Origin of the sequence: Brucella pseudogrignonensis (assembly GCF_002252525.1) — a bacterium.
GTDB classification, from domain to species: Bacteria; Pseudomonadota; Alphaproteobacteria; order Rhizobiales; family Rhizobiaceae; genus Brucella; species Brucella pseudogrignonensis.
This window is the reverse complement of sequence record NZ_NNRM01000017.1, coordinates 70,403-92,013: the sequence shown is the minus strand read 5'-3', so window position 1 is coordinate 92,013 and position 21,611 is coordinate 70,403. Positions and strand designations below refer to the sequence as shown.

The following is a 21,611-nucleotide window of genomic DNA, read 5'->3' as shown; positions in this document are numbered from 1 at the left end:
AATACTACATAATTCATATCGACTTGCTCCGGAGCGTCAAGCAAATTATATAAGGATGACTACAGAAAGGGCGAAAAATGGTTCCGCGCGGCCGACCGCGCAGTTTCGACCGCGATACTGCGCTGGAAAAAGTCATGAAAGTCTTCTGGGCAAAAGGCTATGAATGCGCCCAGATCAACGATTTTACGTCGGCGATCAGCATCACGCCGCCGAGCTTTTACGCAGCCTTTGGCAACAAGGAGCAGGCGTTTCGCGAAGCTGTGGACTATTATAGCCGCACGATTGGAGCCGTTCCGTTCGAAGCACTCGAAAATGCGCGCACCATTCAGGACGGTATGCGGCAATGGCTGGAACTAAGCGCCGACAGCGCTTTTGCGTGTCCTGCTGGCGGATGTATGATCAGTGTGAGCTCTATCCAGTGCAAACCTGAAAATGCCGATGTGAAGGCGTTCCTTCAGGGTGTTCGTCACACAAATCATGAGCGGCTTTCACAGCGTCTGAAGCGCGCCATTGCAGAAGGCGATCTGCCAGAACAAACTGACATCGCGCAAATGACTGAATTTTATCACATGATCCAGCAAAGCATTTCTTTTGAAGCCCGTGATGGCAATTCCCGCGAAGCTGTACAGAAGATCATCGACATGGCCATGCTTGCCATGCCTGCGCGTGCGGCTGTCCCCGCATGAGTGGCACGATATCCGCCGTTCTGATCCATGTCGGCGATGTTGAGACGGCAATCGAGTGGTATCTCAAAGCCTTTCCGCAAGCTGTTCTCAAACATCTTGAAGCGTTTGATTTCAGCTATCTGCAGATCGGCGATGTGGATCTGGAAATTGTTCCGGCAGATGAAAAAATTTCATCGGGTGCTGCGGGAAGTGTTGTCTATTGGCACGTCGAGGATTTCGATGAAATGCTTGCGCATTTGATTGCCATTGGCGGCACGCTTTATCGCGGGCCGCTCGATATTCAAGACGACATGCGCATGTGTCAGGTCAAAGACCCATGGGGCAATTGTATCGGTTTACGAGGTTAAAAAAGCCCGGCTAAAAGCCGGGCTTTTTGTTTCATTCTTATCCGCGAAGAACGCCGCCGGTCTGCTTGGTGACATTTGCGATCACCTGCTTTGCCAGTGCTTCCAGATCTTCGTCGGTCAGCGTGCGATCCTGTGGCTGCAACAGCACTTCAACCGCAATCGACTTCTTGCCTTCACCAAGCGAAGCGCCTGTGAAGACGTCGAACACCTGCACACCGGCAATCAGCTTCTTGTCAGCCGACGAGACCGCTTTCACGACGTTACCCGCTTCAACGCTCGCGTCCACCACAAAGGCAAAGTCACGCTTAAGGCTCTGGAACTGCGAGAGGCTCAAAGCTGGCTTGGTGCGGGTTGCCTTGGCTTTCGGCTCAGGAATCGCATCAATATAGACTTCAAAGCCGCAAAGCGCGCCCGACACATCAAGCGCTTCCAGCGTATTAGGGTGGAACTCACCGAAATACCCCAGAACCACCTTCGGTCCGAGCTTCAGCGTGCCCGAACGCCCCGGATGGAACCATTCTGGGCCACCGGCTTCGATCTGGATGCGATCAACCGGCGCACCAGCCGCTTCAAGGGCAGCCAGGGCATCAGCCTTGGCATCAAACACACCAACGGGTGCTGCATTGCCAGACCAGAAACGGCCCGAACCTTCAACGCCAGCTGTGCCGCGACGGACACCGCCCGCCACACGCCGCTGCTGCTCAGGCTTATCGCCTTCATAGATGCCCGACACTTCAAACAATGCGATATCGCCAAAGCCGCGATCCGCATTGCGTTGAGCAGCAGACAGCAGACCCGGCAGAAGCGATGGGCGCATATCCGACATATCGGCTGCGATCGGGTTCGCCAGCTTCAGTTCCGGCTTGCCACCGCCAAAGGCTTTGGCCTGCGCTTCGGAAATGAAGGAATAGGTCACAGCTTCCATCATGCCGCGCGAAGCAAGTGTGCGACGTGCCAGACGCGTACGGATCTGCAATGTCGTCAGAATACGGCCATTCACCGTGCCAAGGCCCGGCAACGGCTGTGGTTCGATCTGATTGATGCCATGGATACGCATGACTTCTTCAACGAGGTCGGCTTTGCCTTCCACGTCACCACGCCATGTTGGCACGGTTGCCTTGATGACCTTGCCGTCGCCTTCAGCGCCGAAGCCGAGACGCTTCAGAATGTCGAAAGATGCGTCATAGGAAACATCAATGCCGGTAAGCCGCTTCACTTCCGTAACCGGAAAATCGATCACGCGTGCGGTCGGTGCCGTGTAACCAACCACGTCGAGAACTGTCGGCTGACCGCCGCAGAGTTCGAGCACCAGCTTGGTTGCAATTTCCGCACCCGGAATCATCATTTCAGGATCGACGCCACGCTCAAAGCGATAGCGTGCATCGGTGACGATACCGAGTTCGCGGCCCGTGCGAGCGATCATGCGCGGATCCCAAAGAGCGGATTCGATCAGCACATCGACAGTATTTTCATCGCAGCCCGAATGCTCACCGCCCATGATACCGGCGATCGATTCGGGGCCGTTTTCATCGGCGATCACGTACATGCCCGGCTTGAACTTATGCTCGCGCCCATCAAGACCAAGGATAGTTTCGCCATCCTTTGCCGCGCGCACTGTCAGATTGCCCTTAACTTTGGCCGCATCGAAAACATGCAGCGGACGGCCCTGATCAAACGTTACATAATTGGTGATGTCGACCAGCGCATTGATCGGGCGCAGGCCAATATCTTTCAGGCGCTGCTGCATCCATTTCGGGCTTGGGCCGTTCTTCACACCCTTGACCAGACGCAGGGCAAAACCGTTGCAGAACGGGTTTTCTGCATCCTGATCAAGAATGACCTTAACAGGTGTTTCGCCTTCACCCTTTACCGCATCCGGCAGGGTATTCTTGAGTGTGCCAAGACCAGCGGCTGCCAGATCACGGGCAATGCCGCGAATGCCAGTGCAATCTGCGCGGTTTGGCGTCAGACCAATTTCGATAATCGGATCATCAAGACCCATATAGGCAGCAAAGCTCGTGCCGACCGGAACATCGTCCGGAAGGTCGATAATGCCATTATGTTCATCAGAAAGTTCCAGCTCGCGCTCGGAACACATCATACCGAAGCTTTCAACGCCACGGATTTTGCCAACCGAAAGCGTCACATCAAGGCCCGGCACATAGTCGCCCGGACGGCCCAGAACGCCAACGAGACCGGCGCGCGCGTTCGGAGCACCGCAAACAACCTGAACCGGCTGGCCTTCGCCCGTATCAACCGAGAGAACGCGCAGCTTGTCGGCATCCGGATGCTGAACTGCCGTCAAAACCTTGGCGACTTTGAAGGCCCTGAAAGCAGCGCGGTCATCGACCCCGTCCACTTCAAGACCAATATCGGTGAGCTTTTCGACAATCTGATCAAGCGTTGCATCGGTTTCAAGGTGATCCTTGAGCCAGGAAAGCGTGAATTTCATGATCGTGTTCTTTCCTAAATTTCAGCGTTTGAGCACTTCGACCACGCGAAAGCGCTCGCAAAGCAATTCCATATCAAGGGAGAAGCCGCCGTTGCGGCGAAAATAGGCCTCGTGCCCCTTTCGCCATTCTTCCAGCGGGCCTTCGCCCTCCTGTTCCGCAAATGCGGCATCAACCTCATCGAAGCGGCGGACCGTCAGCTCTACTGTTTCGATCACCGCGGCAGGTTGACCAAGACCATCCAGAACCACATCACGACGTCCGACGACCGGCATCGGCTCGCCGTCTTCACCGAACGAGGCAAGCGCGGCACAGGTCGCAGTCTTGCGACCTGCCAGTACGAGCGCAAGCAACTCATCGGCGAGTTCCGGCGAATCGCCAAAGGCAAAAGTCACCGCATCGCGATAAGGTTCGGGCAGTTGCGTCATGCGCTCAGGCCACCAAACAGCGTTGGCAGATCGAGCGGACGGAACCCGTAATGGTTGATCCAGCGCACATCGGCATCAAAGAAGGCGCGCAGATCAGGCATTCCGTATTTCAGCATGGCGATGCGGTCGATACCCATACCCCATGCAAAGCCCTGATAGACGTCCGGGTCATAACCCGAAGCGCGCAGCACATTCGGATGCACCATGCCGCAGCCCAGAATTTCAAGCCAGTCCGTGCCTTCACCGAACTTCACATGCGGGCCGGAACGGTCGCACTGAATATCAACCTCAACCGATGGCTCGGTGAATGGGAAGAAGCTCGGACGCATACGCATCGTGACGTTTGGTACTTCAAAGAAAGCCTTGCAGAACTCTTCAAGCACCCACTTCATGTTGGCGACATTAGCCGACTTATCGACGACCAGACCTTCGACCTGATGGAACATCGGCGAATGGGTAGCGTCGGAATCCATGCGATAGGTTTTGCCCGGAATGACGATGCGGATCGGTTCGTCACGGCCTTCCTTATCACGAATGGCTGCGAACTTCTCCATCGCGTGGACCTGCACCGGCGAGGTATGCGTGCGCAATAGCTTGCGCTCGCCCTTCTCATCTGGATTGAAGAAGAACGTGTCGTGCATCTCGCGCGCCGGGTGGCCTTCAGGGAAGTTCAGCGCCGTGAAATTGTAATAGTCGGTCTCGATATCCGGACCTTCGGCAATCGAAAAACCCATATCCGCAAAAATCGCGGTGATTTCATCGATAACCTGAGAAATTGGATGAATACGGCCACGCGCCGCAGCGCTTTCGCGTACCGGCAAGGTCACATCGACTTTCTCACGCTCAAGGCGCGCTGCAATGGCTTGCTTGCGCAGCTCTGTCTTGCGTTCAGTGAGCGCTTCGGTGACGCGGTTCTTCAGGCCGTTAATGGCAGGGCCCTGTGCCTGACGCTCTTCCGGTGTCATGCTGCCCAGCGTCTTGAGCTTTTCAGAGATAGTGCCTTTTTTGCCGAGTGCTGCAACGCGCACCGCTTCAATCGCCTGCTCGTCGCTGGCAGCAGCGATTTCGCCCATGATCGTTTGTTCGAGTTGTTCGAGATCGCTCATTGTCTATATCCCTGTCGCGCTGAACGCGCTCCACGCCTCTTGGTTTACATCCCTCTCGTGTCCAGGGGACACTCGACGCCTCTTGGTCGCGCCATTGGCGCCAGATACGAAAGAAAAACCCGCGCCAGCCGAGCCAGCGCGGGTTCCCCAAATTCAAAATATCACTTGGGAAGGGCTGGCTTAGCGAACAGCGCCTTCAAAAGCGTTTGGCGTCTCGTTGTTCTTGAGGTACTCGAGAGCCTTCTTTGCCGACGCAACCAGCGCACCGAATGCATCAGGCTCATGGATTGCGATGTCGGAAAGAACCTTACGGTCGATTTCGATACCTGCCTTAGCTAGACCGTCGATGAAACGGCCATATGTCAGGCCCTGTTCACGAACAGCAGCGTTGATACGCTGAATCCAGAGCGCGCGGAACGTACGCTTGCGATTCTTGCGGTCGCGGTAAGCATACTGCTTCGAACGATCTACAGCAGCCTTAGCAGTGCGGATCGTATTTTTACGACGACCACGGAAACCCGAAGCCTGGTCGAGAACTTTTTTGTGCTTGGCGTGGGCGGTAACGCCGCGTTTTACACGTGCCATGATATGATCTCCTTAGAGGATAGACGGCTTAGAGGCCGTTAGGCAGGAACTGTTTTACGATCTTCGCATCTGCGTCCGAGAGCACCATGGTGCCGCGTGCATCGCGAATGAACTTGTTCGAGCGCTTGATCATGCCATGGCGCTTGCCTGCAGCCGCAGCTACAACTTTGCCAGTGCCAGTAATTTTGAACCGCTTCTTAGCAGCCGATTTGGTCTTCATCTTGGGCATTTTGCTACTCCTTTGTTTAGTCCCCGTCGTGCTTGCAACACTCCACGCCTCTTGTTTGAAAAGGCGTCCGTCCTGCAAAAGACCGGAACTCTGTTTTACTTCCAGACCGACCAAGTCTGAAAAGCATACGAAACCGCCACGGCATGCCCTGCCGGGCGGTTCGAACGCGGCCTTATAGGCTTAAAGGCCAGAAAACGCAATGCCTGAATCAACGTGAATCAGGCTGAATCATACCTCAAACTCAATAAAGTCGCAGCAGAACCGGTAATGTACCGATGTCCTGAAGGTACTCAATGAATTCAAAGAACGGATAGGCCACAAAGAACACCAGACCATCCGTAAAGGTCCGATACAGTCGATCAGGCTTTACCCTGAGCTCATCATCATCGCGGAACAGTGAAAAGCTTGGAAAGAATCGCGGCACGCGTGCGCAATAATCCTCGTATGGTTTGCCGAAGTTGGCCTTGAGGAACTTCTCTTCCGTGCGAATGACAGTTGAAAAAGCCAGATAGCAAAGCACACCAAAGGCCAACGCAATGATAATGCTGCCCGTCTGCGCGCCGATACCGATCGCGCCGATGCTGCTGAACACATAAAGCGGATTACGCGTCATCGAATAAGGGCCGGTCTGCACGATCTCGGCACTTTTGCGACCACCGATATAAAGCGTGCACCACATGCGTCCGAGAATGGCTGCAACAATCAAGCTTATGCCGAATGATTCGATATATTCATGCAAATGCCCAATTGACCGCGAGCGCACAAAGAACAGTGCGACAACAAGAAGTCCGATAAGAAGAGCAATCGCAAGACGGCGTCTTTGCTGATATTTGCCCAGTTCGCCCAATGTTTTCATGGCTATCTCTGAAAGAGGGGTGATTCTGGAAAAAGAAAAACCGCCCGAAGGCGGCTTTTCAAAGGCGGGAATTTACGATCAGCGCGGAGCCAGAACCATCATCATCTGGCGGCCTTCGAGCTTTGGCTCGGATTCCACCTTGGCGATTTCGACGGTATCTTCTTTCACACGCAGCAGAAGCTTCATACCGAGCTCCTGGTGGGCCATTTCACGGCCACGGAAACGAAGTGTTACCTTGACCTTGTCGCCTTCTTCGAAGAAACGCTGTGCAGCCTTCATCTTCACTTCATAGTCATGAGTGTCGATGTTCGGTCGCATCTTGATTTCCTTGATTTCGACCGTTTTCTGCTTCTTGCGGGCTTCGGAGGCTTTTTTCTGATTCTGATACTTCAGCTTGCCGAGATCCACGATCTTGCACACAGGTGGTTCAGCGTTTGGCACGATCTCAACGAGATCGAGACCCGCTTCTTCTGCCATCGCAATGGCGTCCTGCGTCGGGATACTGCCGTGGTTATGGCCTTCGGCATCAATAAGCTGGACCCGGGGAACCCGGATATCACGGTTGGAGCGCGGTCCGTCTTTCTGGACCGGCGTCGCTCTGAACGGTCGGCGAATGGTCGTTATCTCCTGATTATTAACGTCATAGGCGGTTTAATTTCGTTGCCCGCGACGGCATTCCCCCATCAAACCCCTGTTTAACGCGGAAATGTGGTCAAGCGAGCGGTAAAGTCAATAGCATCTTTGACTGGGAAAATCACCCCCGACGAAGAAAGAAGTATTTCGGGAGTGTAAAGCGACATATCGGTCACATTCCTCAATATTTCAAGGGAGTGACCAGGCGAAAGGTTTTCTCTGACGGGCAGAAATGGCAAATGAAAAGAATTTGATAGAGTGCCTGCCAATTCAGGAGACCAAGCATGAGCGCAGCTGAACCCGATTTTATTGATGTCGATGGCGCTAAAATCGCAGTCCGCAACCGTGCGGGACAGGTTGCTCCCGGCATTGTCTGGCTTGGTGGCTATCGCTCCGACATGCTTGGCACCAAGGCTGTTGTTCTTGATGAATGGGCAGAGAAGACCGGGCATTCCGCTCTGCGTCTTGATTATTCAGGGCATGGTGAGTCGGGCGGCGACTTCAATCAGGGCACAATCTCACGTTGGCTGAATGAAAGCCTCACGATTCTAGACAAATATGCGGAAGGCCCGCAAATCCTCGTCGGATCATCCATGGGCGGCTGGATTGCGTTGCGCATGGCGCAGGAACTGAAGAAAGCAGGCAAGTCTCCTGCCGGGATCGTTCTGATTGCCCCGGCCCCGGACTTTACTGCCGAGCTTGTCGAACCATCACTGACCGACAAACAGAAAAAAGATCTGATGGAACAGGGCTATTTTGAAGAGCCTTCAGAATATTCGCCGAACCCTTACATCTATACCCGCGCATTGATTGAAGACGGTCGTAACAATCTTGTGCTTAAGGGCATTATCGAGACCGGTTGTCCGGTGCATATCCTGCAAGGGATGCAGGATGAGGCTGTGCCTTACCAACATGCGCTTAAGCTCGTTGAACATCTGCCGGTTGATGATGTAACGCTGACGCTGGTTCGTGATGGCGACCATCGTCTTTCGCGCCCGCAAGACCTGGAACTGCTGATCCGCACTGTCTCGGCCCTCGCCGAACGCATATCTTTCGGAGACTAAGTCATGCGCTTTTCGGTTTTTGCGTCTTCTGCAGTTGCTGCCATTGTCGGCTTTGGCAGCACGCTGGCGCTGATTGTAGCGGCGGCCAATGTGCTGGGCGCAACGCAGGCCGAAACAGCAAGCTGGGTGACGGCAGTGTGTCTGGCTATTGCTGGTTCATCCGCATGGCTTAGTGTGCGCTACAAAATGCCGATCATCGCGGCGTGGTCCACACCTGGTCTCGCTCTGATCGGCGCAAGTGTCGGTTTTACCATGCCTGAAGCCGTGGGCGCTTTCATCGTAACAGCTCTTGCGCTGATCCTCACCGGATTGGTCCGTCAGCTTTCAACGCTTGTTTCACGCATTCCGGCATCGGTTGCTTCGGGAATGCTGGCCGGAGTGTTGCTTAGCTTCGTCATTGCAGCTGCAAAATCTGTCTCGCTTGATCCGAGTTTCGTTCTGCCGCTGGTAGCGCTTTTCTTCATCATCCGCCTGTTCAATCCATCACTCGCCGTCATTGCCGTGCTCGTACTCGGCATGGCTTATGCGCTGTTGACAGGACGCATTCCGCAATTGCCTGCGCCAGAGATCTCGACACTCACGCTGATCTGGCCAGAGTTTCACATCGGCGCCATGATCGGCATCGCGCTTCCGCTTTATCTTGTCACGATGGCTTCGCAGAACCTGCCGGGCTTTGCCGTATTACGAGCATCCGGCTATGAGCCACCAACCAGCGCCGCCCTAAGGGTGACAGGGCTTTTCTCTCTGGTGACTGCCCCCTTTGGTGCAGGGACCAGCAATCTTGCCGCCATTTCAGCCGCCCTTTGTACCAATCCGGATGCCCATCCCGATCCGACCAAACGTTGGATGACCGGGCCCGTTTATGCGGCATTCTATGTGGTCTTCGCTTTATTCGGCGCTTCGCTGGTGGCAATCTTTGCCGTTCTGCCTGCAACGCTGATTGCACTGGTGGCTGGTCTTGCTCTCATGGGGCCGTTCATCAATGCAATGTCGCTGGCACTCAAGCATGAAGAAGAACGGCTGGCCGCTATCGTAACCTTCGCTGTCACCGCCTCCGGTATTGCCTTTTTCGGAGTCGGTTCAGCCTTCTGGGCATTGATTGCAGGTCTTGGAGTGGCAACGCTTGAACATTTACGGAAAAAATTTCCGAGATAATCACATTGCTTAGCTCTCGCATGGCGGGAACAGGCCCACAACATTCTTGAAAAGCCGCAATTGGTTTACCACGTCAAATTCAAGCCGCGAGACTAAGCGAACGGCCCTGAATTAAACGGAGTAGACCATGACAAATTCTGCATTGATCCGCCCCGCATGGACACCAGCGACAATCGCGCTGATGGTGCTGGGCTTTATCTTCTTCTGGCCGCTTGGCCTCGCCATGCTCGCCTATATCATCTGGGGCGACCGCCTCGGTGATTTCAAACGCCAAGTTAACGAGAAGACCGACTCAATGTTCGGCTCTTTCCGCAACTGCGGTAAAAGTGAAAGCTTCGGCTTTGGCGGCACGACCGGCAATGCCGCTTTCGATGACTGGCGCCGAGAAGAACTCGACCGTCTGGCTGAAGAACGCCGCAAGCTTGAAGAAGCCCGCGCCGACTTCGAAGCCTATGCGCAGGAACTTCGCCGTGCCCGCGACAAGGAAGAGTTCGAGCGTTTCATGAATGAGCGCCGCGCCAATGGCAAACGCACGCCAGCAAAGACCGACAGCAACGATGTCACGGATATTTGACCGCTAAATTAATGCTGTAATACCTGTTGCGACGCGGGTTAGTCCCGCGTCGTTTTGCTTTGAACGTCAAAAATTTCTGGCTTTTTTCGCGAATCACTTATTTTTAAGGAATGGGCTTTTCCTTATTTCGTTCATCGAAGGCTAAACAGTCGGCGACAGTCAGAAGCGAACGCATTCATGCGGTCGCAGGACGTGAATTGCCTTTGCGCGTGCTTGAAAACCCGCGCGCCAAACGCCTGACACTTCGGATCGAGACTGGCGGCAAGGGTCTGCGTGTTACAATTCCACCGGGTTTGCCCGACCGCGAAGTGCAGAGTTTTTTGATCCGCCATGAAGGCTGGATTGAAAGCCGCATTGCAAAATTGCCCGATCAGGCTGGCCTTCGTGTGGGTGTGAAAATACCCATTCGCGGTGTGCCGCATCTCATCGCCCATCAGCCCGGACGTGGCACGGTGGATTTGCTGGAAGGCAATATTCTGCTCGTTCATGGCGACCCCGCACATCTTTCGCGGCGTGTCGCCGATTACCTCAAGCGCGAAGTCAAACGCGACATCGAGCAACTGGTTGCCCGTCATACGGCAACCGTGGGCCGCAAAGCCAAGGCGGTCCGGTTCAAGGATACCAAAAGCCGCTGGGGATCGTGTACTTCCGATGGCGTGCTTTCCTTCTCATGGCGCATCGGCATGGCCCCGCCGCCCGTCATCAACTATCTCGTCGCCCACGAAGTGGCGCATCTGATCGAGATGAACCATGGGCCGAAATTCTGGAAACTCTGCCAAGAGCTTTGCCCCGATACCGAGCGCTGCAAAGCATGGCTCAAGCGCAATGGCAGCGCATTACAGGCTATCGACTTTACATGACATCAAATATTCAAAATGCCGCCCGGGTGCTATGGGATTACCATTGCATCTATGACGAACTTCAGACCGCCGATGTCATTATCGGCTTAGGCAGTTATGATACCCGCGTCGCAAAACATGCGGCCGATCTCTACATGCAGGGCCTTGGCACCTGGCTCATGTTCACAGGCCATAGCGGTAACTGGACCAAAGGGCTCTACAAGGCATCGGAGGCCGAAGCCTTTGCGGAAATCGCAATTGCTGAAGGCGTTCCGGAAAGCGCCATCATCATCGAGCCAAAAGCGACCAATATCGGCGAAAACATCCTTTTTTCGCGCGAAAAGATGGTGCCAGGTGCCATCAGTCCGATTTTCGTCACCAAACCACAGACGCAACGCCGCGTGCGTGCAACGGTTGACCGGCAATGGCCGGAAGCCAAGGCTTTTGTCACAGCACCCGCTACATCTTTCGAGGATCAGCCGACAAAGGCTCACGGGTTCGAAAAGCTGGTCCGTGAAATGACAGGCGATTTGCGGCGCATTCTGGAATATCCGGCACTGGGTTTTCAGATTGCGCAGGCAGTTCCCCTTGAGGTCATGGAAGCGTATGATACCCTGATCGCACAGGGTTATGATGACGCGCCAGCCGAAACAGCGCCGGGAACGGCTTGAGTCCCGTCGCAATATGTGCGACGGAAACGCCATGGTTTTTGATATAAAAATATGCGGTCTCAAAACGCCTGAAGCAGTCAATGCTGCTCTCGATGGCGGGGCAACGCATATTGGCTTCATCTTCTTTCCAAAAAGCCCACGCCATCTTACCCCCGCTGATGCCGGACGTCTGCGTGAAGCAGCAAAAGGCCGCGCCAAAGTGGTTGCTGTGAGCGTTGATGCGGATGACGAAACGCTTGATGAAATCGTTCGCGAATTAAAGCCTGACATGCTGCAGCTGCATGGCCATGAAACGCCTGAACGCGTGGGCTTTGTGAAGAAGCGCTATGGCCTGCCGGTGATAAAGGCTTTTGCAATTCGTGACGCGCACGATCTCGAAGTGATCGCGCCGTATAAGGGCATCGCAGATCGCTTTCTCTTTGATGCCAAACCGCCGAAAGGTTCAGACCTTCCCGGCGGCAATGGTGTATCCTTTGACTGGACATTGCTCGACGCGCTTGACGAAAGTGTCGATTACATGCTTTCCGGTGGACTGAACGCGGGCAACATTGCCGAGGCGCTGCAAAATACGCGTGCGCCGGGTATCGATGTATCGTCCGGCGTAGAGCGCGCACCTGGCGAAAAGGATGTGCGTCTTATTAGAGAATTCTTTCAGGCTGTGTCTGATGCCAGACAAATAGCCTGCACATGACGGAGTGGCAGCATTGAACAAGCCGGTTGAACCCAATTCCTATAAGACAGGCCCGGATGAAGAAGGCATGTTCGGCATTTTTGGCGGACGCTTTGTCGCCGAAACACTGATGCCGCTGATCCTCGAATTGCAGGAAGCCTATGATACGGCAAAGAGCGATCCTGAATTTCAGGCCGAGCTTTCCGATCTTTCGACCTATTATGCCGGTCGCCCTTCCAAGCTTTATTATGCTGAAGGCCTGACCAAACATTTGGGCGGCGCGAAGATTTACTTCAAGCGCGAAGACCTGAACCATACCGGCAGCCACAAGATCAACAATTGCCTCGGCCAGATCCTGCTTGCCAAGCGCATGGGCAAGACCCGCATCATCGCTGAAACCGGCGCTGGTCAGCACGGTGTTGCATCGGCAACCGTTGCAGCCCGCTTCGGCCTGCCTTGCGTGGTCTATATGGGTGCCACCGACGTTGAACGTCAGAAGCCAAACGTCTTCCGCATGAAGCTGCTGGGTGCCGAAGTAAAGCCTGTCACGGCAGGCAACGGCACGCTCAAGGACGCCATGAACGAAGCACTTCGCGACTGGGTCACCAATGTTGAAGACACCTATTACCTGATCGGCACCGCTGCTGGTCCGCATCCTTATCCGGAACTCGTGCGCGATTTCCAGTCGGTGATTGGCGTCGAAGCGCGTAAGCAGATTCTCGAACAGGAAGGCCGTTTGCCGGATGTGATCGTTGCTGCCGTCGGCGGCGGATCGAACGCAATTGGCCTGTTCCATCCGTTCCTTGACGACGCATCGGTCAAGATCGTCGGTGTTGAAGCTGGCGGTCGCGGTCTTGATGGCGTTGAGCATTGCGCATCGATGAGTGCAGGCAGCCCCGGCGTTTTGCATGGCAACCGCACCTATCTGCTGCAGAACGAAGATGGCCAGATTCTCGAAGGCCATTCAGTTTCCGCAGGTCTCGACTATCCGGGCGTTGGTCCTGAGCATTCATGGCTCAAAGACAGCGGCCGCGTTGACTATGTGCCGATCCTCGACGACGAAGCGCTTGAAGCTTTCCAGCTTTGCACCCGCGTTGAAGGTATTATTCCAGCGCTTGAATCCGCTCATGCGATTGCGCAAGCCGTGAAGATGGCACCAAGCATGGGCAAGGATCAGGTGATGATCGTCAATCTGTCCGGTCGCGGCGACAAGGACGTTCACACGGTCGGGCAGCTGCTCGGCATGGAAATGTGAGGATTGCATGAGCAACGCTGTTGTCGACACCAATGCTTACAGACCGCGGGCCGCATGGTTCGACGGACTGACGGAGTGTGGTTCGGCAACAATCAAGCTCAGCATCATTGAAGCCGATCCTTCCAATCCGCTTGCAGAAGCGGCTCGTGGTATCGCCCGCAGACAGATCGCATCGGTTGCAGAAAAGCTCGAGCATACGCCGCATCTCGGCGCTGGTTTTGCTATTCTGCATCAGGGTGAAGAAAGCCTGTGGCTTCTTCTGCACTGGTGGCTGGAAGGTGGCATCGCAACACAGATTCTCTGGCAGTCTGAACTCGGCGACGAGATTGACTTCATGCCCGCACAGCCTTTGTTGATGGCCTGCGTATGGGAACTGGGGATCATCGACTTTGAACGGCGCGCCTGGATGGAGACGGTTATGTCCGGCCAATCCACCGCCGATTATCTTACGCGCATTTTGCCACGGGGCACGGTATGACCACACGCATCGACACCAAATTTGCAGCGCTCAAGTCCGAAGGACGTCCAGCACTGGTCACTTATTTCATGGGCGGCGACCCCGATTATGCGACATCGCTTGCCGTCATGAAGGCTTTGCCGAAAGCAGGCTCGGATGTGATTGAGCTTGGTATGCCTTTCTCCGATCCGATGGCCGACGGCCCTGCGATTGAAGCTGCTGGCCTGCGTTCACTTGCAGCCGGGCAGACGCTGAAAAAGACCCTGCAACTGGCAGCCGATTTCCGTAAAGAGGACGACACAACGCCAATCGTCCTGATGGGTTATTACAACCCGATTTACATCTATGGCGTCGAGCGTTTCCTCGCTGATGCCAAAACGTCCGGCGTTGATGGTTTTATCATTGTCGATCTGCCGTCCGAAATGGACAAGGAACTCTGCATTCCGGCAACCGAGGCAGGCCTCAACTTCATCCGCCTGACCACGCCGACCACCGACGATAAGCGTCTTCCAAAGGTACTGACGAACTCCTCGGGTTTCGTCTATTACGTCTCGATGAACGGTATCACCGGCTCGGCAATTGCCGATACGGCGCGAGTTGCAGATGCTGTGCGCCACATCAAGAAGAGCACCGATCTGCCGATCTGTGTGGGCTTTGGTGTAAAGACGCCTGAACAGGCTGCAGCCATTGCTGAGGCTGCTGACGGCGTTGTTGTCGGCACCGCTATCGTCAAAGCAGTCGCGGGCGAACTCGATGAAAATGGCAAGGTGAAGGGTGATCCGGCAGCTGCCGTCACCAAACTTGTCAGTGCATTGGCAGCAAGTGTTCGCGCAACACGCCTTGAAGCTGCCCAATAAATCGTCCATTTAAGAAGCTAGAGCATGTCCCCCAAAAGTGGGAACCGGTTTTCCGGTGACGACATGCGTTGAGATAACGAGTTAAAGAGCGTCGTGTGAATTCGATAAAACGCGACGGGCTTTAGAGTTTTTTGAAGAACAAGAAACGGAACCAAACGTCATGAACTGGATCACCAACTACGTTCGTCCGAAGATCAATTCGATGCTCGGACGTCGCGAGATGCCGGAAAACCTTTGGATCAAAGATCCATCGACCGGTGAAATGGTGTTTCATAAGGACCTTGAGAGCAATCAGTTCGTGATCCCCGGCTCGGGCCATCACATGCGCATCAAGGGCAAGGACCGTCTGCGTTTCTTCTTCGACAATGGCGAATACACGACGCTGGAAAGCCCTAAGGTTCCAACCGATCCGCTCAAATTCCGCGACGAAAAGAAGTATATTGATCGTCTCAAGGATTATCGGTCACGCACCGGTATGGAAGATGCGATCATCAATGGTCTTGGCACGATTGAAGGTCTGCCGATTGTCGCGACCGTTCAGGATTTCGGCTTCATGGGCGGCTCGCTCGGCATGGGTGCTGGCGAAGCCATCATTCAGGGCTTTGAAAAGGCCATTGAGCTGAAGCGTCCGCTGGTTCTTTTTGCAGCTTCGGGCGGTGCCCGTATGCAGGAAGGCATTCTGTCGCTCATGCAGCTGCCACGCACCACTGTTGCCGTGGAAATGCTTAAAGAAGCTGGCCTGCCTTACATTGTCGTTCTTACCAACCCAACAACGGGTGGTGTGACCGCTTCCTACGCAATGCTCGGTGATATTCATATTGCAGAGCCGGGCGCACTGATCGGCTTCGCCGGTCCTCGCGTGATCGAACAGACCATTCGCGAGAAGCTGCCTGAAGGCTTCCAGAGCGCTGAATATCTGATGGAACATGGCATGGTCGATATGGTCGTCTCGCGCCTTGAGCTGAAGTCAACCATTGCACGTCTGCTCAAAATTATGACCAGACAGCCCGCCAATACCGATGCACCGGTAGCAGCACCTTCACCAAAGAAGCCAGAAGCTGACAGCAAGGCGGCGTAATCGTGACAGGAAAAGCGGATGCCGTTATCGAACGGCTGATGCAATTGCATCCAAAAGGTTTTGATCTTTCCTTAGACCGCATCCGCGGTCTTCTGGAAAAGCTCGGCAATCCGCACCTCAACCTGCCGCCTGTGATCCATATTGCCGGCACCAACGGCAAAGGATCGGCAAGCGCTTTCTGCCGCGCGCTTCTGGAAGCGAGCGGCTTGGGCGTTCACGTTCATACCTCTCCGCATCTTGTGAACTGGCATGAACGCTATCGCCTCGCCTCCAAGAATGGCGGCAAGTTTGTTTCCGACGATGTTCTGGCTGATGCCATTGAACGCGTGGAACAGGCCAATGACGGCAAACACATCACGGTTTTCGAGGTCCTGACCGCCGTAGCCTTTGTGCTGTTTTCCGAGCATCCGGCTGATGTCGTCATCATGGAAGTGGGTCTTGGTGGACGCCTTGATGCGACCAACGTCATTGCCGAACCAGCCGTATCCCTCATCATGCCGATCTCTGTCGATCATCAGGCATTTCTGGGCGACCGCGTTGAACTGATTGCCGTTGAAAAAGCTGGCATCATCAAACAGGATTGCCCGGTCGTCATCGGCTTCCAGCCCTTTGATGCGGCGCGCGAAGTGCTGATCTCAACCGCCGATCGCCTGGATTGCCCTCTGTCGATCTATGGACAGGATTTCTTCGCATTCGAGGAACATGGCCGCATGGTCTTCCAGAATGAAGATGGGCTGATCGATCTGCCATTGCCGCGTCTGCCGGGTCGTCACCAGCTCGCCAATGCTGCCGCTGCCATTGAAGCCGTGCAGATGGCTGGTTTCACCATTACCGACAAGGCCGCTGAAAAGGCCATGATGGTCGTGGACTGGCCTGCGCGGATGCAGCGCCTCACCCATGGCAAGCTTTTCGATCTCGCGCCTGCTGCATCCGAAATCTGGCTTGATGGCGGACATAATCCCGGCGCAGGCGTTGTCATTGCGGAAGCCTTTGGCGATCTCGAGGAACGCTCTACACGACCGTTGTTTCTCATCACCGGCATGATCAACACAAAGGACCCTGTCGGCTATTTTGAGGCCTTTACGGGCATGGCACGCCATGTCTTTACCGTGCCGATCCCATCAAGTGATGCGGGTATCCCGAATAATGAGCTGGCGATCAGTGCACAGAAGGCCGGGCTTTCGGCTGAGCCTGTTCATTCGGTCGAGAACGCACTCAAGATTTTGCATGACAGCTGGCTCGATGATGAAGCGCCCCCTCGCATTCTGATCGGTGGCTCGCTTTATCTTGCGGGCGAAGTTCTCCGCGACAATGGAACACCGCCCGTTTGAGGCGGTGTTTTCTTATCGCGGCATAATGCGCTCTAGAGCATTTCCTGTTTTGATTGAGTGATTGGAAATGCTCTATCAGTTTATTTTTACGCGTATCTTTTTCCGAAAACCGCTTCGCACTTTTCGAGATGCGCTCTAACGATTGTTTTCGTTTTTCCAGCCTTCAAATTTCTTAGCCCACTCATCCTTGGTGCAAGGATAGAGGCCGATAATTGCCGCGCCTTTGTTCACTTCTTCCAGAACGAAATCTTCAAAGACTTCCATGCCAACGCATTCATCGGCAATTTCATCGCAAAGATGCGCCGGAATTACCATGACACCGTCGGCATCGCCCACCAGAACATCACCCGGAAATACCGCAGCATCTCCGCAGGAAATCGGAACATTGATGTCGATAGCTTCATGTAGTGTGAGGTTTGTCGGGGCCGATGCTTTGGCGCAGTAAGCGGGCATATCAAGTTCACCAATGCCCGTCACATCACGAAAACCGCCATCCGAGACAATCCCTGCAGCGCCCCGCAAAGCAAGGCGCGTCACCAGAATGGAACCTGCGGTCGCAGCACGCGCATCCTTGCGCGCATCCATCACCAGCACATAGCCCGGAGGACAGGTTTCGATGGCCACACGCTGCTTGTGATCGGGATTACGGAAAACAGTGATCGGATTGCGGTCTTCGCGCGCCGGGATATAACGCAGCGTAAAAGCCTGACCGACCATGTTTTCCGGTTTACGTGCGATCTGAAACGAGCCCTGAATGAACTGGTTGCGCAGTCCGCGCTTATAGAGAGCGGTGGCAACAGATGCAGTTGAAACCTTCTTCAATTTTGCGCGTGTTTCGTCGGTGAGAATATAGTCTGACATCGGTCTGCCTCTTAATAAATGACCGGCTCGTCAACCGGACGACCAAAATCGGTTTTCAGGAAATCAAAATCGCAGCCCTTGTCGGCCTGCTCGACATGCTTGGAAAAGACAAAGCCATAGCCACGCTCATATTTGGGTTCCGGCGTTTGCCAAGCTGCACGGCGGGCAGCCAGTTCATCTTCAGAAACAAGCATGTTGAGACTGCGCGCCGGAATATCGAGTTCGACCATATCGCCGGTTTTCAGCAGGGCCAGCGGTCCGCCGATAAAGGATTCCGGTGCCACATGCAGCACACAGGCACCGAAGCTAGTCCCTGACATACGCGCATCTGAAATTCGCACCATATCCCTGAGACCAAGCTTCAGCAGAGCTTTCGGCATCGGGATCATGCCCCATTCGGGCATTCCGGGCCCGCCCTGCGGACCAGCATTGCGCAGCACAAGAACCGTGTCCGGCGTCAGCGGATAATCAGGATCATCGATAATTTTCTTAAGCTCAGGATAGCTGTCTGCGACCAGCGCCGGGCCTGTATGCCGATGAAATTTGGGATCGCAGGCAGCGGGCTTGATCACTGCGCCATCCGGGCAGAGATTGCCCTTCAAGACGGCCAGTGACCCTTCATGGTACACCGGATTGGACAACGGCCTGATAACATCCTCATTATAGATCTGCGCTTTTTCCAGCCCCTCGGTCAGCGGTTTTCCGGTAATGGTAATGGCTGAAGGATCGAGCTTGTCGCCGAGCTGACGCATCAGCGCGCGAATGCCACCGGCATAATAAAAATCCTCCATCAGATAGGTGGAACCGGAGGGGCGGATATTGGCGATGACAGGTGTTGTTCGTCCGATACGATCAAGGTCATCCAGTTCAAGCGGAACGCCTGCACGTCGCGCCATCGCAATCAGATGAATGATTGCATTGGTGGAACAACCGGTCGCCATTGCAACAATAACCGAATTCTTCACCGCTGCCGGTGTGATAATCTGGTCTGGTGTCAGATCGTCCCACACCATCTCGACAATGCGGCGACCGCATTGCGTTGACATGCGCTGATGATTGGCATCAGCCGCAGGAATTGATGATGCACCAGGCAACGACAGCCCCATGGCTTCTGCAATCACTGTCATGGTGGATGCCGTACCCATCGTCATGCAATGGCCGTAGCTGCGGGCAATGCCACCTTCAATACCCTGCCATTCTTCCTTACCGATGGTGCCAGCGCGACGTTCATCCCAGAACTTGAACATATCCGTACCAGATCCAAGCGTCTTTCCAGCATAGTTGCCACGAAGCATGGGGCCTGCAGGCAGGAAGATGAAGGGATAGCCAGCACTGGTGGCCCCCATAATGAGTGCCGGTGTGGTCTTGTCACAGCCGCCCATCAGGACAGCACCATCAACCGGATGAGAACGCAAAAGCTCTTCCGTCTCCATCGCCAGCATGTTGCGGTAGAGCATGGTTGTTGGCTTCACATAGCTTTCAGAAAGCGACAATGCGGGAAGCTCAAGCGGAAAACCGCCTGCTTGCAGAATGCCGCGCTTCACCCACTCAACACGATCCTTGAAATGCGCATGACAAGGTTGTGCATCCGACCAGGTATTGATGATTGCGATGATTGGTTTGCCCTCCCAATCCACCGGATCATACCCCATCTGCATGGTTCTTGAACGATGGCCGGAAGAACGCTGATCATCTGGCAACATCCAGCGCGCAGAACGCAGATCTTCATATGCTTTTCTGGTCATTTCAGGGCCTTCCCGGTATTTGAGCTGCGCAAATTTCTGCAAATGCCAGGTGCATTGTCTGGCAAAAGATGAGCGGAAAACAGGAGAGCACCCGTCAGCGCTTCTCCAGGATTGAGAACTGTCATGGCTGCATCCTCACCAAGCGCTGGCCTATTGATGACATCCGGTAGGTGACTTACCGGTTCAGCGCAAAAGACTGCGCGATCCTGTGGATTGAAAACATGGAGATGCCGCAACGCGCCCTCGCCTTTAAGCCGGAGGCCAGTTGATGTTTCCGGCCAGCGTATTGTCGCCTCACGGTTCCAGCCTGTGAAACAGCAATTCACCAGCGACAATTTTGACAGAACAATTGTGTTTCCCGGAGTAAACCAGTCGATAGCTTCGGGGATACCTTGTGGTAATCCGCGTGTATCAAGCTGTGGTGCGCCATTGGATTGAAATTCAAGCGTTGCCTTGTTGGTTTTAGAAAACCACGGATGCAAGCCGATGCCGAACGGCAGAGCGCTGTCGCCTTCATTCTGGATACTCAGCGATATGCGAAAGCCATCAGGCGCAATATCGATGATTTGATCCAGCCTGTATGAGTAGGGATGGTCGTCACTGTGAACCTCATCGCGCACATGCACCCGATTGTCGCTGGTCTCCACCACCTCCCAGCTATGCATCCTCGAAAAGCCATGAATAGCCATGCCTTCCTGTGGCGCATTGATCGGCAGCTGAACAGTTTTTCCTTCAAAAGCGAACCGCCCACAATCTATACGATTGGCAAAAGGTGCCATCACGAAGCACCCTGCTTTCAGGCCCGCTTCGGGTGTTGCGAGTGGCTCAAGTAATTCTACCCATGAGCCATCCGGGTGATGCCACTCTGCCTCAAGCAAAGTTGCACCATATTGGGGGGCAAGCCTCAGACGATAATTATAAGCGTTGAGTTCAACAACCATGGGCACCACAGCTTCATTCCTCACGCGAGTAGTCATGGGCGGTGAATGTTCCGCCCTGAAATCTGCATGATACAGCATCGCCGGTTTCTGCCAGATCGCCGTAGCGGGAAGCATCATCCTGCGGAACATAACCAATCAGCGCTGCATCATCCTTCTCCCACCAGCGCGCGGCATTGGCGGAAACGCCCCAGACGATTGCAACGTCTGTTTTTGGGGCTTCAACAGCTGCTATCAGCAGCCGAACCAGATCATCATGCGAAAGCCATGTCGATAGATGCCGCGCTTCTGTTGGCTCGGGCACGCAGGAACCGATACGCAGATGCACGCTTTCAATACCGTGCTTGTCAAACATCATGCGCCCCAGCAGTTCACCATAGGCCTTGGAAAGCCCGTAATAGCCGTCGGGTCTATATGATTCATCCGCGCCAAGCGCCTTGTCGCGAGGATAAAAGCCGATCGTATGGTTGGAGCTAGCGAAAATGACGCGCTGCTTTTCAGCCCTTGCCGCTTCAAAAACATGCGTAACACCAAGCAGATTGGCTTTGGCAACCGCATCATAGGGCTGCTCCACACTGATGCCACCAAAGTGCAGAATCGCATCCATACCGCGCACAAGATCGGTAATGGCACCGGCATCCATCAGATCGGCCTGAATGAACTCGGCATTCTCCGGCATAACATCGGGAAACGGTGCGATATCGGACAAGCGCAGCCAATAGCCTGCCTGTGTCAGTCTTTTAGCCAGCATACGCCCCAGATTGCCTGACGCGCCGGTGAGAAGCAGACGTTTCAT

At 54.5% G+C, this 21,611-nt stretch carries 25 protein-coding genes; 14 read left to right on the top strand and 11 right to left on the bottom strand.

Annotated elements, in window-relative coordinates; translation table 11 throughout:
- Positions 1-77 precede the first annotated feature (77 nt).
- Both CEV34_RS07055 and CEV34_RS07050 read left to right on the top strand, forming a co-directional pair.
- Positions 78-686, top strand: coding sequence for a TetR/AcrR family transcriptional regulator (locus CEV34_RS07055; RefSeq protein ID WP_094543486.1), 609 nt, complete (start codon positions 78-80; stop codon positions 684-686).
- Positions 683-1,033, top strand: coding sequence for a VOC family protein (locus CEV34_RS07050; RefSeq protein ID WP_007872679.1), 351 nt, complete (start codon positions 683-685; stop codon positions 1,031-1,033). Before CEV34_RS07055 ends, CEV34_RS07050 begins: the two co-directional genes overlap by 4 nt.
- Before the next feature lie 37 nt (positions 1,034-1,070).
- Here the strand turns inward: CEV34_RS07050 and pheT are convergent, their stop codons facing one another.
- The 7 genes from pheT to infC all read right to left on the bottom strand — a co-directional run bounded on the left by pheT (position 1,071) and on the right by infC (position 7,242).
- A complete protein-coding gene (pheT, locus tag CEV34_RS07045) occupies positions 1,071-3,485 on the bottom strand; it encodes a phenylalanine--tRNA ligase subunit beta (RefSeq protein WP_094543484.1) in 2,415 nt (804 codons plus the stop codon).
- A gap of 21 nt (positions 3,486-3,506) precedes the next feature.
- Positions 3,507-3,911, bottom strand: a complete 405-nt coding sequence (locus CEV34_RS07040) for an ASCH domain-containing protein (protein ID WP_007872660.1) — start codon at positions 3,909-3,911, stop codon at positions 3,507-3,509.
- Positions 3,908-5,017 (bottom strand): phenylalanine--tRNA ligase subunit alpha, encoded by a 1,110-nt coding sequence (gene pheS / locus CEV34_RS07035; RefSeq protein ID WP_007872658.1) that lies wholly within the window; start codon positions 5,015-5,017, stop codon positions 3,908-3,910. The genes CEV34_RS07040 and pheS overlap by 4 nt, the downstream gene beginning before the upstream one ends.
- Positions 5,018-5,197: 180 nt before the next feature.
- On the bottom strand, positions 5,198-5,602 hold the full coding sequence (rplT, locus tag CEV34_RS07030) for a 50S ribosomal protein L20 (RefSeq protein WP_094543482.1): 405 nt from the start codon (positions 5,600-5,602) through the stop codon (positions 5,198-5,200).
- 28 nt (positions 5,603-5,630) lie between these two features.
- Positions 5,631-5,831 carry a 50S ribosomal protein L35 gene (gene rpmI, locus CEV34_RS07025; protein WP_007872654.1) on the bottom strand — a complete coding sequence of 67 codons (201 nt, stop codon included), beginning with the start codon at positions 5,829-5,831 and terminating at the stop codon, positions 5,631-5,633.
- Between the two features lie 241 nt (positions 5,832-6,072).
- The gene (locus CEV34_RS07020) at positions 6,073-6,687 is read right to left on the bottom strand and encodes a methyltransferase family protein (RefSeq protein WP_064322267.1); all 615 of its coding nucleotides are present in this window, start codon (positions 6,685-6,687) and stop codon (positions 6,073-6,075) included.
- Positions 6,688-6,765: 78 nt separating this feature from the next.
- A complete protein-coding gene (gene infC / locus CEV34_RS07015; protein WP_374844440.1) occupies positions 6,766-7,242 on the bottom strand; it encodes a translation initiation factor IF-3 in 477 nt (158 codons plus the stop codon).
- Here infC and CEV34_RS27695 point away from each other — a divergent pair.
- From CEV34_RS27695 to CEV34_RS06960, 12 genes are all read left to right on the top strand, one after another.
- A complete protein-coding gene (locus tag CEV34_RS27695; RefSeq protein ID WP_374891498.1) occupies positions 7,195-7,386 on the top strand; it encodes a hypothetical protein in 192 nt (63 codons plus the stop codon). The two genes, infC and CEV34_RS27695, sit on opposite strands and share 48 nt — an antisense overlap.
- A 218-nt stretch (positions 7,387-7,604) precedes the next feature.
- Positions 7,605-8,384, top strand: a complete 780-nt coding sequence (locus CEV34_RS07010) for an alpha/beta hydrolase (RefSeq protein ID WP_007872645.1) — start codon at positions 7,605-7,607, stop codon at positions 8,382-8,384.
- A 3-nt stretch (positions 8,385-8,387) separates the two neighbouring features.
- Positions 8,388-9,539, top strand: coding sequence for a benzoate/H(+) symporter BenE family transporter (locus CEV34_RS07005; protein WP_007872643.1), 1,152 nt, complete (start codon positions 8,388-8,390; stop codon positions 9,537-9,539).
- Between the two features lie 127 nt (positions 9,540-9,666).
- Positions 9,667-10,113, top strand: coding sequence for a DUF2852 domain-containing protein (locus CEV34_RS07000; RefSeq protein ID WP_007872634.1), 447 nt, complete (start codon positions 9,667-9,669; stop codon positions 10,111-10,113).
- Between the two features lie 110 nt (positions 10,114-10,223).
- Entirely contained in the window at positions 10,224-10,973 is a 750-nt protein-coding gene (locus CEV34_RS06995) for a M48 family metallopeptidase (protein WP_007872633.1), read from the top strand.
- On the top strand, positions 10,970-11,623 hold the full coding sequence (locus CEV34_RS06990; protein WP_007872630.1) for a YdcF family protein: 654 nt from the start codon (positions 10,970-10,972) through the stop codon (positions 11,621-11,623). The genes CEV34_RS06995 and CEV34_RS06990 overlap by 4 nt, the downstream gene beginning before the upstream one ends.
- A 31-nt stretch (positions 11,624-11,654) precedes the next feature.
- On the top strand, positions 11,655-12,314 hold the full coding sequence (locus CEV34_RS06985; RefSeq protein ID WP_007872628.1) for a phosphoribosylanthranilate isomerase: 660 nt from the start codon (positions 11,655-11,657) through the stop codon (positions 12,312-12,314).
- 13 nt (positions 12,315-12,327) lie between these two features.
- Positions 12,328-13,548: a tryptophan synthase subunit beta gene (gene trpB, locus CEV34_RS06980; RefSeq protein WP_007872625.1), complete on the top strand. Its 1,221-nt coding sequence runs from the start codon at positions 12,328-12,330 to the stop codon at positions 13,546-13,548.
- A gap of 7 nt (positions 13,549-13,555) precedes the next feature.
- Complete coding sequence (locus CEV34_RS06975; RefSeq protein ID WP_007872622.1) at positions 13,556-14,026, top strand: hypothetical protein; 471 nt, start codon at positions 13,556-13,558, stop codon at positions 14,024-14,026.
- A complete protein-coding gene (gene trpA / locus CEV34_RS06970; protein WP_007872619.1) occupies positions 14,023-14,862 on the top strand; it encodes a tryptophan synthase subunit alpha in 840 nt (279 codons plus the stop codon). Before CEV34_RS06975 ends, trpA begins: the two co-directional genes overlap by 4 nt.
- Positions 14,863-15,022: 160 nt before the next feature.
- Positions 15,023-15,940 (top strand): acetyl-CoA carboxylase, carboxyltransferase subunit beta, encoded by a 918-nt coding sequence (gene accD / locus CEV34_RS06965; RefSeq protein WP_007872617.1) that lies wholly within the window; start codon positions 15,023-15,025, stop codon positions 15,938-15,940.
- Between the two features lie 38 nt (positions 15,941-15,978).
- A complete protein-coding gene (locus CEV34_RS06960; protein ID WP_083898611.1) occupies positions 15,979-17,271 on the top strand; it encodes a bifunctional folylpolyglutamate synthase/dihydrofolate synthase in 1,293 nt (430 codons plus the stop codon).
- A 135-nt stretch (positions 17,272-17,406) separates the two neighbouring features.
- Here the strand turns inward: CEV34_RS06960 and CEV34_RS06955 are convergent, their stop codons facing one another.
- The 4 genes from CEV34_RS06955 to CEV34_RS06940 are packed head-to-tail and all read right to left on the bottom strand — an operon-like array spanning position 17,407 to position 21,611.
- A complete protein-coding gene (locus CEV34_RS06955) occupies positions 17,407-18,132 on the bottom strand; it encodes a ribonuclease activity regulator RraA (RefSeq protein WP_007872611.1) in 726 nt (241 codons plus the stop codon).
- 11 nt (positions 18,133-18,143) lie between these two features.
- Positions 18,144-19,877: an L-arabinonate dehydratase gene (gene araD, locus CEV34_RS06950; RefSeq protein ID WP_007872608.1), complete on the bottom strand. Its 1,734-nt coding sequence runs from the start codon at positions 19,875-19,877 to the stop codon at positions 18,144-18,146.
- On the bottom strand, positions 19,874-20,854 hold the full coding sequence (locus CEV34_RS06945; RefSeq protein ID WP_161624135.1) for an aldose epimerase family protein: 981 nt from the start codon (positions 20,852-20,854) through the stop codon (positions 19,874-19,876). The genes araD and CEV34_RS06945 overlap by 4 nt, the downstream gene beginning before the upstream one ends.
- On the bottom strand, positions 20,832-21,611 hold the full coding sequence (locus CEV34_RS06940) for an NAD-dependent epimerase/dehydratase family protein (RefSeq protein WP_007872602.1): 780 nt from the start codon (positions 21,609-21,611) through the stop codon (positions 20,832-20,834). Before CEV34_RS06940 ends, CEV34_RS06945 begins: the two co-directional genes overlap by 23 nt.